Raw genomic sequence first — 17591 nt, forward strand, 5'->3', positions numbered from 1 at the left:
CTAATACATGTGTTTTCAGAACAATTAGTGTTAAAAATATAATAATTTATTAATAAAGTTTTTATTTTTGTTACTCAATATGCCTCCACTATGAAAAACAGCGTAAATAAAACGAAATTTTTTGGGGAAATTTTTCGTTTTAAATTACTTACTCCCCTATTTTTTATCTTTTTTCTATCTTATAGTAACGCTCAAGAATGTCCAATTGTAGGTACAGATGGAGTATTTGATCCCAATTCAGATGTTATCATCACATCTTACCACCAAAGTATGGCAAAAATTGCTACAGGTGTAGTTGCTTGGGGAGAAGACATGGGACCTGATGGAAATGGTGATGCAACTTCAGTTACTGAAATAACACCTGCAAATGGTTACAATTATACTGGTTCAATTATTCATTTTGCTGTATCTGGTAATTCTGGAGGACAAGCTTTTTTAGCTACTACAACAAATTTATATGTCTGGGGACAAGAAAATGAAGTAATTGCTGATGATTTTACTATTGGAAGAGCTTTTGATGTTGTCGATTTATCAGGCCCAAGTGGACAAGCTTTTAATTCTAGTGAAATTTTTGATATTCATGCAACTAGTGATGCTGTTTTTGTAACATTAAATAACGGTACTGTTTGGGTAGCTACAACTAACTCAAACGCAACTAACAATCAGGCTGTTACTGGTAATTCTAATACAGATATGACTGTATGGCAACAAGTACAAACATCTTTAAACACTCCTTTAACAGGAGTAAAACAAGTGACAGGTACAAAAAATGCTGGTTATGCGTTAAAAGAAGATGGTACAATTTGGGCTTGGGGTAGAGGTGTATCTATAGGAGATGGTCTTGCAGCTTCAGATAGACAATATGCTACTCAAATGAATGCTTTACCAGGAGGAACTGCACCTAAATATATAACTGTTATTTATGACAATGGTACAACATCAGGACTTTTAGCTTTGGGAACAGACAAAAAAGTGTACGGTGTAGGTGCTAATACAGATGGTAAATTAATAAACGAATCTACAGGTGATGTAGCTACATGGACTGCAATAAAAAAAGATGCAACTACTGATTTAACAGGAGTTGTACTTTTATCTTCCTCACATACTTCAGAAGAATGGTCTGGTGCTGCAGTAGTAGTAGAAGCAGATGCTTATTCTAATGGTTTTCCATTTATTATGGCTTGGGGTCAAAATAATTTAAATTCTTTGGCTGATGGAACTAATCAAGTATTTGAATATCCAATTATACCTTTATCTTTTACAAAAGGTTCAGACGACCCTTCTTCTATAAGTATTGGTGGACATGCCATTACTTATTTTAACAGAGCTCTAGGTAGTATCTGTTTTGCAGGTCATATTACCAATGGTAGTACAGGAGGTTTAACTACTGGTGATGGTTCTACTTTTGAATGTGTAATACCAAATAATGTAGAATTATGTGGTTTACAAAGTATACAACCTCAAAAAGACTCAGGTACTGTTAAACAAGGTGTAGGTGGTACAGCTATAGCTAATGTTGTTGCTAACGACTATTTAAATGGTGTTTTTGCTCCAACTATTGGTCCAGGTTCTGGACAAGTAACACTTACCCAAACAAGCTCATCCAATGCAGGTATTGTTTTAAATACTAATACAGGTGAAATAACCGTAACAGCTGCAGTTCCTTTAGGTACTTATACTGTAGTTTATAAAATTTGTGAATCTGGTAAAACACCAGAAAACTGTAATTCTGCGGTAGCAGTTATTAATGTAATAGATGATGCTGATGGTGATGGAATTTCTGATATTGATGATTTAGATGATGATAATGATGGTATCAAAGATACAGATGAAGGTTGTACAAATATTTCTGTAACTGGTGCTAATGCATCTTCGGCTACTGAAATTGCTGTCGACGTTAATAACCCAACAAGAGCTGTAGATGGTGTTAATAATAGTTTTGCAGAATTTAAAGATAATAACTCAAGTATGAGAGTTACACTTAGAAGTGGTAATGATATTGCAATTGGTCAAAGTATATTCATCATTTCTAGAAAAACAGATAACGATGCTAATAATATAATGCAGGTTCAACAATCTACCTCTACTTCTGGCCCTTGGACAAACACTCAATCATTTTCATTCTCTACTAATAATGATTGGTATACCCAAGAATATGTATTAGGTAGTGATGCAAAATACCTTTTAATTACATTTTTAAGAGATGGTGGTGACTTAGAAATAGATAATATCAGTTATCCAAGTTTCACTTTACCTTGTACAAATGCAACAGACACAGATGAAGATGGTATTCCAGATTACCAAGATTTAGATTCAGATAACGATGGTATTCCAGATGTTATTGAAGTAGGTGGTACAGATGCAAATAGAGATGGTTTAGCAGACGGTGCTCAAGGTACAACTACCTTAACACAAGGTATTCCTGTTTCTGCAGGTACTGGTCTATCTTTAGTAAACACAGATGGAGATGCTGTACCCGACTTTAGAGATATTGATGCAGATAATGATGGAATTCCAGATAATATTGAAGGACAAACTTCTTTAGGATACACACCTCCAAGTGGTATTGGAACAGGTATAACAGACGCCAATAATAATGGTGTAGATGACACCTATGAAAGTGGTGCAATTATAGGTTTAAACCCAGTTAATACAGATGGTACAGACAACCCAGATTATTTAGACTTAGATTCAGATAATGACCTAACACTGGATATAAGCGAAAACGGAGACCTACAGAATGTTGCTTCAGGAATAGATACAGATGGAGATGGTTTGGATGATGCTTTTGATGATAACAATGATACTGGTACTGGTTATACTGTAAACGATGGTTTAGGTGCTAATGATAAAGTAACCAACACAACCAATTTAGAAACTGCATACAATGATGCAGATGGCGATTTCAATCCAGGTAGAGGAAATTTAGATTATAGAGATGGACCAGACAATGATAATGATGGTATAGCAGATTATTTTGATATAGATGATGATAATGATGGAATTTTAGACACTGTAGAATATGGAGTTGCTCCACTTACATATACTAATCCAGATTTTGCAACAGATACATCAAGTTGGACTAGTAATAACGTCGATTATTCTACTAATGGGTATCCTTTTGTAGATAATAATTGTGTTACTGCATCATTGAGCCAAATTGCTTGTCCAGCATCAAAACTAACAAGTTTCTCTTTCGACGTTGGCTGGAATAATGGAGTAAGTGGTTGTTCACCTGGTAGTTCAATATCAACTATGAAAGTGAGTATTGGTGGTGTTAACTATATTACCATAGCTACACCAGAAGGAGGTTCTAATAATAGTGATAATGCAACAGGCCAAGGTGGTGACGCACTTGTTACTGCATCAAATGGTGCAAATTTTGTAATTTCTTCACCTTCAGGTCAAGGATCACAATATATAGATCATTCACCTTATAATAATTGGACATTTACTACTATAACAGTTACATTAGCTTCAGAATCATTAGATGGTTCAATTTCTTTTAATTGGGATATGCTTTCCGATGATATTGCCATAGATAATATTACTGTATTAAGTGGTTCATGTGCTATTGATACGGATAATGATGGTATACCAAATGTTTATGATTTAGATTCAGATAATGACGGTATCCCAGATATTATAGAAGCACAAACCACAAAAGATTACGTTGCTCCTTCAGGTTCTGATAGTGATAATGATGGTCTAGATGATGCATTTGATACAACACCAAATGGTAGTTCTGATGGATCAGGTTCTTTAGGTTTAACTCCCCAAAATACAGACAGTACTGATATTCCAGATTATTTAGATTTAGACTCAGATAACGATGGTATTTTTGATGTAGTAGAATCAACTGCAATAATTTTACCAAATGATGGTAATGGAAAATCAACAGGTACATTTGGTAGTAATGGTCTAAATAATCTTGTAGAGTTAGGGAGTACAGACTTAACTTTTATAGATCCAAATGGTAATTTTGACAATACACAAACTGACAATTTTATAGATACAGATGGAGATATAAGTCTAACTGGAGGAGATGTAGATTATAGAGACGTAGTTGGAACAGATTCAGATGGAGACACTATCCCTGACGTAGATGATCTAGATGATGACAATGATGGTATTTTAGATACAGTAGAAAATAGTTTAGGTTGTGTAACTATCCCTACTACAGCTGTTAATGGTATTGGCGAATCTAATGGTACAAGTGATTTTAATTTAATTAATGACAATAATTTTACACCTGACAATGGAGTTATTCTTAATGAGGTTGGTGAATATATTGTTATAGATTTAGGTGAAGAAATACCAGTAAACACTACTATTAGATTTACTTTATGGAGAAATAATAATACTTCTGCAAGAAGTATTAGAATTGCGCAACTATCAAACTCTAATGCTAATATAGGTGGTGGAACCAACCTTCAAACCATAGATTATACATCAATTACAGGTAATGCAAATACAGAATATAACTATTCACTTACTAACACTACAAGGTATATACAAATAGATATGCCTACAAGAGCTAATAATAGAATTGAAATTATAGAAGCTCAAATTTTAACCTATTTGTTTTGCGACTCAGATAAAGACGGTATTCCTAATTCACTAGATCTAGATTCAGATAACGATGGAATTCCTGACGTAATTGAATCTGGTGGAGCTGATATAGACAGAGATGGTAGAGCTGATGGTTCTGTAGGTACTACAGGTTTATCTAAAGGTGTTCCAATTTCTACTACAGGAGGAACAGGTAATACACCAACTGCAACTGCAGATGGAGATACTTTACCAGATTATCTAGATATAGATGCAGATAATGATGGTATCCCTGATAATATAGAAGGTCAAACTTCTAATGATTACATTGCCCCTAGTGGAGTTGGATCACATATTATTAATGGTATTACTGATGCTAATAATAATGGTGTTGATGACAACTACGAAAATGATGCTATAATTGGATTAAACCCTGTTAATACTGATGGTTTAGATTATCCAGATTATATTGATACAGATGCTGATAATGATGGTATTTTAGACATTGCAGAAAATGGAGATTCAAATAACTCATTGGCAGGAACAGATGTTGATAACGATGGTTTAGACGATAACTTTGATGATAATGATGATTCTACTATTGATGGATCTACTGTAAATGATGGTGTTGGTATCGAGACTAATGATGGAATTGGAGTTGGAGACAAAATAACAGACACAACTTCATTAGATGATGCTTTTGGTGATGAAGATAACGATTTCCCTGGGACAGGAAATTTAGATTATAGAGATTTTCCAGATAGTGATGGTGATGGTGTTGCAGATAGTGTAGACTTAGATGATGATAATGATGGTATTTTAGACCTAACAGAAAGTAATGGAAACAATCCAGATGGTGATGCAGATGGTGATGGTATTCCTAACTATATAGATACTAACGATACAGTAGGAGGAACTGGTGATGGTTCTACAACAAGTTACATAGATTTAAATTCTGATGGAATACCAGATGTATATGATAATGATGGTGATGGAACTCCTAATCACTTAGATTTAGATTCTGATAACGATGGTATTCCTGATGTAATCGAATCTGGAGGTACAGATTCTAACAGAGATGGAAGAGCAGATGATGATGATAACAATGCAAACAATACAGGTTCAAATGGTATTCCTACAACTGCAGGTTCAGGTATTACAACTCCAACTAATTCAGATTCAGCTGATGGAGATACATTACCAGATTATTTAGATATTGATTCAGATAATGATGGAATTCCAGATAACGTAGAAGGACAATCTACCAGTGGTTTTATTACTCCAAGTGGAGTTGCAGGATCAATGACAGATTCTAATAATAATGGTTTAGATGATAATTATGAAAATAGTGAATTCATAGGTATAAACCCTGAAGATACTGATAGTGATTCTACTCCAGATTATTTAGATGCAGATTCAGATAATGATGGAACTTTAGATATAGCAGAAAATGGAGAGCCTGCAAATAATGTACTTTCTGGAAGCGATTCTGATGGTGATGGTTTATATGATATTTTTGATGAAAATAATGATTCTGGTATACAAGGTGCTACAGTAAATGATAATCATTCACCTCCAAATGCAGCCAATTTAGGAGATGTAGATGGTGATATTAGCACTGGTGGAGATGTAGATTATAGAGATTTTATTGGTATAACAGATTCTGATGGTGATACAATTGCAGATATAGATGACTTAGATGATGATAATGACGGTATAACAGATGCTCAAGAATTATGTACTTCAAATGTAAATACTACAGCAAAAGCAGTTATTGGAGTTAATATTACATTTGATAATTGGCCTGAAGAAGTTTCATGGACTTTAACTATAGGTGGTAATACAGTAACAACCAATCAATACTCTACAGCAAATCCTGATCAATCTACTGTTAACGAAACTGTTAATATTTTTACAACAGGAACGTATGTGTTTACTATTAATGATACTGCTTCAGATGGATTTGAAAGCCCAGGTCAATATCAAATTACTTTAGATGGAACAATTGTTGAAACAGTAACTTCTGCAAACTATAACGGATCTTCAGGAACAATTAATGTAATAGTAAATTCTTTAAATACAAACTTAAAACCACCATGTTTGACCGCAGATCCAGGTGCAGATTCAGACAACGATGGTACCATAAACTATAAAGACCCAGATTTTGCAACAGCAAATGGTTCTTCTCTTAATGCAAATGGAACTATGGCAAGTTTAGATGCTGATGGTGATGGTATACCTAATCATTTAGATACTGATTCAGACAATGATGGTTGTCCTGATGCAGTTGAAGGAAATGGAGGTATTTCAATTTCAGATTTAGATGATAATGATGGAATTAATAGAACTGTTAATACAAATGGTATTCCTGTAGGTCCAGGAACAGCAGGTAATGGAACAACTGGTCAGTCAGATGTAAGCTCTAGAAACGCCTCTGTACAATCTTCAGAATGTGACCCTTGTAATCCTGCTAGTTCATCATTTGTAGATACAGATGGAGATGGTATAGGAAATGCGTGCGACTTAGATGATGATAATGATGGTATATTAGATACAGATGAAAATAGTTGTACTAATGCATCTCTTGAAAGTTTCGGTACAGGGACAGGTAGTCCAGTAACAACACATTCAAATGTTATAAATATTCAAAATACTAGAGTTGGTACAAGTGCAGACTTTCCAGGTGAATCTTGGTTCCAATCTAGTACAGGTTTAGATGCTACTGGAAATGCTAATGGTAAATATCTAGCTTTAGATAACCCTATAGGATCAGCACCTGTTTTAATTTATCAAGAAAATATTACTTTACTTGCTAATAATCCATATACATATTCTCTATACGTAGCTGCTGCAGCAGAAGAATCTGGTCAACCAGCAAGTGCTTATCCTGATGTTAGAATGCAAGTAAAAGATGGTTTAGGTAATATTTTAGGAACAATAAATACAGGTACAATATCATTATCTTGGGTCCGTTATCAATTCCTTTTTACATCAACTACAACTAATGTTACAATTGAAATATATAATAATAGTGCAGATGCCCCTTATAACACATTATTAGTAGACGAAATTAGTGTTACTAGTACATCTTGTGATAATGATGGAGATGGTATTCCTAATTCTTTAGACTTAGACTCAGACAATGACGGTATTCCAGATGTCATAGAAGCTGGAGGTACAGATGCAGATAGAGATGGTAAAGCAGATGGAACAGTTGGTACAACTACAAATACTAATGGTATACCAGCATCAGCAGGTACAGGTAATTCACCAACTACAACTGATGGAGACACTATACCTGATTTCTTAGATATAGATGCAGATAATGATGGAATTCCAGACAATATTGAAGGGCAACCAACTACAGGTTATATAGCTCCAAGTGGTACTGGAACAGGAATTACAGATACTAACAATAATGGTTTAGATGATAATTACGAAATTGGAGGTTTTGTAGGTTTGAACCCTGAAAATACAGATGGAGCTGATACCCCAGATTATATAGATTCAGATTCTGATGAAGATGGTATTTCTGATATTGAAGAAAATGGCTCTAGACCAGACACGTTAAGTGGAATTGACACAGATGGTGATGGTTTATACGATATTTTTGAAAACGGAAATGTAAATGATGGTTATAATGTAAATGATGATATAAACACACCTAACAAAGATAGTCTAGGAGATATAGATGATGATGCCACTACAATAGGTGATGTAGATTATAGAGATTCTGGTGCAAACGGAATTCCTATGATTACACAAATTTATCAATTAGGTACAGAAAAGTGGATAGAAATAACAAATATTCATAGTACAAATAGTATTCCTGCTAATGTTGTTAAAATTCAATTATATAAAGATAAAGCTGGAGAACAAACAGATATTACACCAGATGTTACTTTTACAATTACTTCATCTATAAATGCTGGAGAATCAGTACTATTTAGAAATACAAGTAATGTTATTTCAAATTTAAGAGGAACAGCAACAATATTTAATAACAATGCTTTAACAGATATTGATGGTGCTAATGATATTATAACATTATCTAAAACAACAGATAACACTTCTTGGGCTAATAGATATGATGTTATTTCAGATTTTTCTGATAATACTTCATATGTTAGAATAGATGAAACATTAACTACAAATAAGACTTATACTGAGAGTGAATGGGTTGCTTTTATAGATGATGCATTAAACCCTTATAGATTATTAGCTGCTGGTGGAGCTGAAAGGCATCCACATGATCCATTAATTTCCGAAATTGAAAACTCTAACACAGAAGCAAATACATTGTTAGGATTACACAGAGTTAATATTACTACAAGAGTTTCAGCTTCTGGAGGTAGCTGGAATAATGGTTACCCAGATAGATCACGTTTTGTTGTTATAGATGAAGATTATAATCATACAACAGCAAGATTAAGTGCTAGAAAACTAACAGTTAATGCTTTAAAAAAACTTTCTGTTACAGATAATCTTTTAGTTGTAACAAATGATATTCTACTAAATGGTGATATTCGTTTAATTGACTCAGACCCATTTAACCCAGACCCAGAAGATACAGATTATGATACTGATACAGCAAACAGAAATAGTGCTGCTCAATTAATTCAAACTCATACTTCTGCTAGTTTAGTAACAGGTACTGGTAGATTATTAATTGATCAAAACTCTACAGTACCAAGTAAATATAGATATAATTATATTGGTTCTCCTGTAAAAAGTGGTTCAGGTTCTCTAACATACACAGTTGCAGATATCCTTAAAGACGGAACAACACCTGTTAATCATGATGGAATAATTAATACTAATATTGCTAAAAACATTAATTGGATTAGTGGTTATGATGGAAATATTTCAGACCCAATATCATTAGCTCACTATTGGATTTACACTTACGCTTCTAATGGAGGTACTAGATCTTCTTGGTCGCAGAAATTTAATAATGGATCTATTCCTAATGCTGATGGATTTATTTTTAAAGGTCCTGGAAGGCCTCAAAACTACACCTATTTAGGAATTCCTAAAGATGGTATAACTACTACTTTTGTAGGACAAAATGAGTCTTATTTAGTTGCAAACCCTTTTGCTTCTTCAATAAGTGTTAAAGAATTTATAGAAGATAATTTAAACTCTATTTCTGGAACTTTATACTTCTGGGAACATGCTGGTGAAATTGCTAGTGAAACTGGTTCTGAAGGTCATAATTTTGCAGGTTATATTGGAGGTTATGCTACTAGAACAATTAATATGGGTGTTAATGCTAGGGGTTCTTTTACTGGTAACACCATAGATACCGATTTAAATTTAGAAGCAGAAGATGCAACAATTACAGCAGGAACAATAGAATCAGTTTCTAATAATTATGATGTTATTCAATTAAATGCATCTAATTCTAGTATTGTATTTAATGAAATTTCATCAAATTTTAAAGTTTTAAGAATTAGATACAGCTCTACAGTTTCTAAAACTATAAGAATAAAAGAAAATCAAACAATTATAGGAGATTATGTACTTCCTGCTACAAGTAATGGAGAGTTTTCTGTATTTGAAATTTCAGAATCCGTTACTCAAGGAAGTAATATTACTCTAGAATCTTTAGATACTAATGCAATTAAAATTGATTATTTAAATCAATTACCAGCTACAGAAGCTTCAACTACAAATACTACTGTTGATTCTGTTTCTGAAGCTATAGATGTTGTTGTTTTAAATGCAAATTTAGAAGAAATTACTTTTAATAAAATATCTACTGGAGTTGATAACCTTAGAATTAAATATAGTGCTATTTCAACAAAAAATATCATCATAAAAGAAAATGATATAATAAAAAAAGAGATAGCATTGCCTTCAACAGGTAGTGTAGATAACTTCAATATTAAAATAATTGATTTATGTGTTGAGTTAGGTAGTAAAATTTCATTAGCCTCTGATGACACAAGTGAAATACGAATAGATTATTTAAATTTATATGATGTAGATGGAATAGTAAGTTGTGCTCCAAATTTAGGTGATGAAACAATTAACTACACAGAACCTTTACCTTATATTGCTATTGGACAAGGATTCTTTGTACAAGGAGATGATCAAAATGGAGGAACTATTGAATTTAACAATAGCCAAAGACAATATGTTGTTGAAGGTTCTGAAACACTACCAGGTACAGGTTCTATTTTCTTAAAAAACAACAAAAAAACTACCCCAAATAGCTTCAGTAATTTACCTGTATTAAAAATTGGAATGAATTTTAAAGAAGGTTCAGAAAAAGAAATATATCATAGACAAATTGGTATATCTTTTAGTCAATTCACTTCTTTTAGATATGATAAAGGTTATGATGCAGAAATTTATGATATTGGAACAACAGATTTCTATTGGAAATTTCCATATGATGATAAAAAATATGTGATTTCTGGAGTACCAGCCATTTCAGAAAATTTAGAAGTTCCTTTAGAAATTATTATGGGGTATTCAGGAAATGTAACGATAAAAGTTGATGAAATGAAAAATATAAATCAAGAAGTATACATACAAGATAAAGTAACTGGAATATCACAAGAGATTATAAATGGAACAGCTAACTTTAATCTTGAACCTGGTACTTATTCAGATAGATTTGTATTAACATTTAAACCTAGTATAGCTTTAAATTTAGAAGACACAATTATAAACGGGTACACTAATATTTATTCAGACAATGAAAATAAACAATTAGTAATTCAGAAAACGGCAAGTATTCAAATAAATCAAGTAGCAATATATTCTATCTTAGGCAGAAAAATTAAAAATTGGAAAATTAATGAACAAAAAGAACAACTAAAATTAAAAATAGATAGGCAGTTACCAACAGGTATTTACATTGTAAAACTAAATACGGATAAAGGTAATAGTTCTAAAAAAATAGTAATAGAATAAAAAAACGAATATAGAAAAAGAAAGGTTTGAGTTTTTTAAATATTTACTCAAACCTCCCTTTTCTTAAAGTTTTTAACCAAAAGAAGCAAAATAAACAACAAGTAGGAAAACTTTATTATAAAAATGGCTTTATTACAAATAGTACCTCCTCCTGCTCCCCCACCTCCACCCCCAGGACTACCTGTAGATAATAATATTATTATATTGTTAATACTTGCTATAATTTATGCAAGCTTTGTAATAGTGTATAAAAAAGGAAAAAATTTAAAGTATATCCTTTAAATTATTGAATATAATTATAACTTTAAATAAAATCTACTTAAGCAAAAAACAAAGGTAGATTTCGTACATTTGCTCCCCATTATAATAAAAAATGAGACTACACAGAAACTTAACATTTGCTGTTATTGATAGCATTAGAGATATATTTAATGAAGGTGTTTATGCAGATAAAGCTGTAGAAAAAGCCTTAAAAAGAGATAAACGTTGGGGTGCAAGAGATCGTAAATTTGTTGCTGAAACTATTTATGATATCGTAAGATGGAATAGACTATATGCAGAAATTGCTGAAGTAAAAGCTCCATTTGATAGAGATAATATTTGGAGATTATTTTCTGTTTGGTGTATTTTAAGAGGAATTGCATTACCAGATTGGAATCAAATTGGTGATGTACCAGAAAGAAGAATAAAAGGTCGTTTTGCAGAATTATCTAAAACTAGAAAATTTAGAGAATCAATTCCAGATTGGATGGATGAACTTTGTGCTTCAGAATTAGGTGAAGAAGTTTGGACTAAAGAAATCGCTGCATTAAACCAACAAGCTAAAGTAATTTTAAGAACAAATACTCTAAATATTTCTAGAGAAGTTCTTCAAAAGAAATTAAGGTCAGAAAATGTAATTACAGAGTTTGTACCAAATCATCCAGACGCTTTAGTTTTACCAGAAAGAGCCAATGTTTTTAGAACAGAAGCTTTTCATAATGGTTATTTCGAAGTTCAAGATGCTTCCTCTCAATTAGTTGCTGCTTATTGTGATGTAAAACCAGGTATGAAAGTTGTAGATACTTGTGCTGGAGCTGGTGGTAAAACATTACATCTTTCTGCTTTAATGCAAAATAAAGGTCAGGTTATAGCTATGGATATTTACGAAAGTAAACTACGTAAATTAAAAGTTAGAGCAAAAAGAAATAAAGCACATAATATAGATATGCGTGTAATAGATTCTACAAAACCTATTAAAAAATTACATGGAAAAGCAGATAGAGTTTTAATTGATGCTCCTTGTTCTGGTTTAGGTGTTATTCGTAGAAATCCAGATTCTAAATGGAAATTACAACCAGAATTTATAGATAATATTAAAAAAGTACAACAAGAAGTTTTACAACAATATTCTAAAATGGTAAAACCAGGAGGAAAATTAGTGTATGCAACATGTTCTATTTTACCTTCAGAAAATCAAGATCAAGTTAATACTTTCTTAACATCAGAATTCGGAAAAGAGTTTACCTTTGTTTCAGATAAAAAAGTATTAGCCCATATTTCTGGTTTTGACGGATTTTATATGGCTTTATTAGAAAGAAAATAAACTTTTATATATAATTGCTAGTATAAGAGTTTAATGATATTGAAAAAGAAATCGTTTCAACTTATAATTTATTGTTATGATGAAAAGATTACTCTCTTTATTGGTAATTATTATTACTACAAATGCGTTTGCGCAACAAAACTATTATAGTGATGTTGACCTAAACTTAACTGGTTTAACTTTAAAAGACGAATTAGCTACTAAAATTATTAGTACTCATTCTCAATTTTTATCTTATGACCAAATTTGGGATGCAAGCAAAGCAACTGATGTTAACCCTAATAATGCTCAAGAAGTTTTATTAATTTATGGTTTCGAAAACGGTACAGATTCAGATGCTACTAATGATAGAGAACGTGGTATTAATAGCAATAGCGGTTCTGTTGGTGATTGGAATAGAGAGCATGTTTTTTCTCAATCTTTAGGTGTTCCTCCTTTATCAGACTCTGGTCCTGGTTCAGATGCACATCATTTAAGACCTGCAGATACTCAAAGAAACTCTTCAAGAAATAATAGAAAATTTACTTCTGGTTCTGGAAATTCTGGAGCACAAGCTAATGGAGGTTGGTATCCTGGAGATGAATGGAAAGGAGATGTTGCTAGAATGATGATGTATATGTATGTAAGATATGGAGACAGATGTTTAATGACTAATATTGGTATTGGTAACAACGCTTCTACTCCAGATGATATGATAGATTTATTTTTACAATGGAATGTAGAAGATCCTGTTTCAGATTTTGAAAGACAAAGAAATACGTATCATGAAAATACATCAAATCAAAATGCGCAAGGAAATAGAAATCCTTTTATAGATAACCCTATTTTAGCAACAAGAATTTGGGGAGGTACAAAAGCAGAAGATACATGGGGAATTTATACAAATAATGATACAGAAGCACCTTCTATTCCAACAAATATTTCAATTACAAACATTACAACTTTTTCTGTAGATATTTCTTGGGATGCTTCTACAGATAATACAAAAACTACTAGTTATGATGTTTTTGTTGATGGATATTTAATTGTAAATACAACTACAACAAACACCAAAGTAACAGGTTTAAATTCTGATACTAATTATGCTTTTACTGTATTAGCAAAAGATATTGCTAATAATTTATCAGCACAAAGTGTTGCTATAAACGCAACAACTTTAGCAGATTCTGAGGCACCAACAATACCTACAAATATTATAATTAGTAATGAAACAGGTGAATCTTTTAAAATTTCTTGGGATGCTTCTACAGATAATACTGCTGTAACTGGTTATGATATTTATATAGATGGAACAAATTTATACACTACTTCAGAAACTACTTATACTGTTGCAAACCTTACCAATTCTACAACATATAGTGTACAAATTTTAGCAAAAGATGCAAAAGACAATAAATCTGATTTAAGTACCAGTGTAAATGCAACAACTACAAATGGTTCTACAACAACAGCTAATGAATTATTCTTTTCAGAATATATTGAAGGTTCTTCTAATATTAAAGCTTTAGAAATTGTAAACTTAACTAATGCAGATATAAATTTAAGTGCCTATAGTATTCAAAGGCAATCTAATGGTGGTTTAAATGGAGCAGATTGGGAGTGGGAACTCCAATTAACTGGTATTATAAAAACTCAAGATGTTTATGCTATTGCAAATGAAGCTTCAGGAGAATCTTCTTCTACTTCAGATCCTAATGTTGCCATAGCAGGGAAATTTTTAATTGATAATGCAGATTATATAAGAGTTCATGATGGAAACACAAATTTTGGAGCTCCTATAAACTTTAACGGTAATGACCCTGTAGGTTTATTTAAAAATGGAGTATTAATAGATATTATTGGTACTTACAATGGTGGCTCAACAAACTTTGCAAAAGATAAAACTTTAAGAAGAAAAAAAGGAGTTTCACAACCTAACACTGCTTTTGATATTGATAATGAATGGGATATTTACTCTAAAAACATAGTAGATGATTTTGGTAAACATAGTGCAATTGTACTTTCCACTGATAATTACATTGACAATAAAGTACAATTTTATCCAAACCCTGCTCAAAATAAATTATTCATTCAAAATAATTCTAACTTAAAAATCAATAATATTAGTATTATAAATGCTCTTGGAAAACAAATTATTTCAATTCAAAAGTTCAATAAAGAAATTAATTTAAATAATTTATAAAAAGGAATTTATATTCTTAAATTTGAAATTGAAAATAAAATTTATTCAACAAAGTTCATCAAAAATTAATTTTTATTCCCCCTAAAAACTCAACTCAATATGAAAAAAAAATTACTATTCTTATCTTTATTTTTAACAGTATTAGTATCAGCTCAAGAATCTTATTATAATGATGTAGATTTAACTGCTACAGGTTTAATTTTAAAAGATAATTTAGCTACAAAAACCATAAATGCTCACACCAACACATTATCTTATGGTTGGAGTGCATTACAAAAAACAGACTTAAACCCAGAAAATAGTTCAGAAGTTCTATTAATTTATGGATATTCAACTTCTGGAACCACAGCAAGAACAAGAGGTGTTAATCAAAATGGTGGTGGTCAAGGTGATTGGAACAGAGAACATACGTATGCCAAATCTTTAGGAAACCCCAATTTAGGTACTTCTGGTCCAGGTGCAGATGCACATCACTTAAGACCTTCAGATGTTAGTTTCAATAGCCAAAGAGGAAGTTTAAAATTTGCAGATGGTTCTGGTAATGCTGGTAATGTTTCTGGTGGATGGTATCCTGGTGATGAATGGAAAGGTGATATTGCAAGAATGATGATGTATATGTATTTACGCTATGGTAATCAGTGTAAACCAAATAATGTAGGTATTGGAAGCACTGCTTCTACTCCAGATGATATGATTGATTTGTTTCTAGAATGGAATGCTGAAGATCCTGTTTCTGACTTTGAAAGACAAAGAAATACGTATCATGATTCTAACCAAACTTATGCTCAAGGAAACAGAAATCCTTTTATAGACAATGCTTATTTAGCTACAAGAATCTGGGGAGGTCCAGAAGCAGAAGATTTTTGGGGTATATATACTTCTAATGACAATCAAGCACCTACTGTTCCTACAAATATTTCAACTAGTAACCCTACAATTACCACTGTAGATGTTTCTTGGTCTGCTTCTACAGATGATACAGCAGTTGTAGGATATGATATTTATGTTGATGGAGTTTTAAACGGAAATTCTAATACAACTTCTTATAAAATTAACAACTTAAATCCAAACACTACAATTGCAATTACTGTTTCCGCTAAAGATGCTGCAAACAACAAATCAAATCAATCTAGTGCAGTTAACGCTACTACTTTACAAGATACAACAGCTCCATCAGTACCAACAAATATTACAATAACAAATATTACAGGTACAAGTTTTAAAGTTAATTGGACTGCTTCAACAGATAATGCAGCAGTGGTTGGTTATGATGTTTATGTTGATGGTAGTTTAGACGGATCTACAGCTACTACAACATATTCAACTTCCAATCTAACAAACTCTACTACCTATAGTATAGAGGTATTAGCAAAAGATTCTGAAAATAATAAATCTTCAAAATCTACAGCAGTAAATGCTACAACTACAGATGGAAGCAGTAGTACTTCAGAATTATTCTTTTCAGAATATGTAGAAGGAAAAACTAATAATAAAGCTATTGAAATTGTAAACTTAACAGATAACGCAATAGATTTATCTAGTTACAGTATTAAAAAACAATCAAATGGTGCTGGTTCTTGGGTAAATGAACTAGCTCTTAGTGGTACTATTAATGTAAATGATGTATTTGTAATCATCCATCCTGATGCTGATGATTCAACTTTAGTAAATGAAGCAGATATGGTAGCTCCTCTAGGTTCTAACTATGGAGCTCCAATCAACTTTAATGGAAATGACCCAGTAGGATTATTTAAAAATGATGTTCTTGTAGATATTATTGGGGTATTAAATGTTACTGCAAAAAACTATGAAGACATGACATTAAGAAGAAAATTAACCATTACAAGCCCAAATACAACATTTACATCAAGTGAATGGGATGAATTTGAAATTGAAACTTATGATGGTATAGGTAAATATTCTAATACTGCAAGTTTAAAAAATTCTGAATTTATTAATTTTAAAATTTATCCAAATCCAGTAAATGGAAATAAAGTATATTTTAAATTAAATACAGAATTAAATATTAATGTATATAATGTTTTAGGAAAATTAATTAAAACAGAAAAAGTAAATACCAAAAACAATAGTATTGATGTTTCTAAATTAGCCAAAGGGGTTTATTTATTAAAAATTAACTCTACAAATCAATCAATTGCTAAAAAATTAATTAGAAAATAATTATTTTTTAATCTATTTATTACAACAGGCACTTAATAAATTAAGTGCCTTTTTTTTTGGTTAATAAACACGTGAATAACTATTAAATTTCAATAAGATTAATCTTAATTTTTAATTTGAAAAAGGGTATTTTTGCATTTTTACAACAACACGCAAACAAAACCTAAA

5 protein-coding genes are annotated in these 17591 nt (G+C 31.6%); all 5 read left to right on the top strand.

What is annotated here, in order from left to right:
* Window positions 1–90 precede the first annotated feature (90 nt).
* The 5 genes from MPF13_RS10820 (at window position 91) to MPF13_RS10835 (ending at window position 17423) form a co-directional block, all read left to right on the top strand.
* Window positions 91–11475: a DUF8693 domain-containing protein gene (locus MPF13_RS10820; RefSeq protein ID WP_249982536.1), complete on the top strand. Its 11385-nt coding sequence runs from the start codon at window positions 91–93 to the stop codon at window positions 11473–11475.
* A gap of 123 nt (window positions 11476–11598) precedes the next feature.
* Window positions 11599–11757: an Fjoh_0651 family PID-CTERM protein gene (locus MPF13_RS15695; RefSeq protein WP_502924353.1), complete on the top strand. Its 159-nt coding sequence runs from the start codon at window positions 11599–11601 to the stop codon at window positions 11755–11757.
* Between the two features lie 91 nt (window positions 11758–11848).
* The gene (locus MPF13_RS10825) at window positions 11849–13060 is read left to right on the top strand and encodes an RsmB/NOP family class I SAM-dependent RNA methyltransferase (RefSeq protein WP_249982537.1); all 1212 of its coding nucleotides are present in this window, start codon (window positions 11849–11851) and stop codon (window positions 13058–13060) included.
* 79 nt (window positions 13061–13139) lie between these two features.
* On the top strand, window positions 13140–15242 hold the full coding sequence (locus tag MPF13_RS10830) for an endonuclease (protein ID WP_249982538.1): 2103 nt from the start codon (window positions 13140–13142) through the stop codon (window positions 15240–15242).
* Between the two features lie 99 nt (window positions 15243–15341).
* On the top strand, window positions 15342–17423 hold the full coding sequence (locus MPF13_RS10835; RefSeq protein WP_249982539.1) for an endonuclease: 2082 nt from the start codon (window positions 15342–15344) through the stop codon (window positions 17421–17423).
* The last annotated feature ends 168 nt before the right edge of the window (window positions 17424–17591 follow it).

The sequence above is a fragment of the Polaribacter sp. Z022 genome, assembly GCF_023555495.1.
Lineage (GTDB): Bacteria > Bacteroidota > Bacteroidia > Flavobacteriales > Flavobacteriaceae > Polaribacter.

Coding starts and splice junctions, on each gene's coding strand:
- MPF13_RS10820 (WP_249982536.1), top strand. CDS start 91: ATGAAAAACAGCGTAAATAAAACGAAATTTTTTGGGGAAATTTTTCGT.
- MPF13_RS15695 (WP_502924353.1), top strand. CDS start 11,599: ATGGCTTTATTACAAATAGTACCTCCTCCTGCTCCCCCACCTCCACCC.
- MPF13_RS10825 (WP_249982537.1), top strand. CDS start 11,849: ATGAGACTACACAGAAACTTAACATTTGCTGTTATTGATAGCATTAGA.
- MPF13_RS10830 (WP_249982538.1), top strand. CDS start 13,140: ATGAAAAGATTACTCTCTTTATTGGTAATTATTATTACTACAAATGCG.
- MPF13_RS10835 (WP_249982539.1), top strand. CDS start 15,342: ATGAAAAAAAAATTACTATTCTTATCTTTATTTTTAACAGTATTAGTA.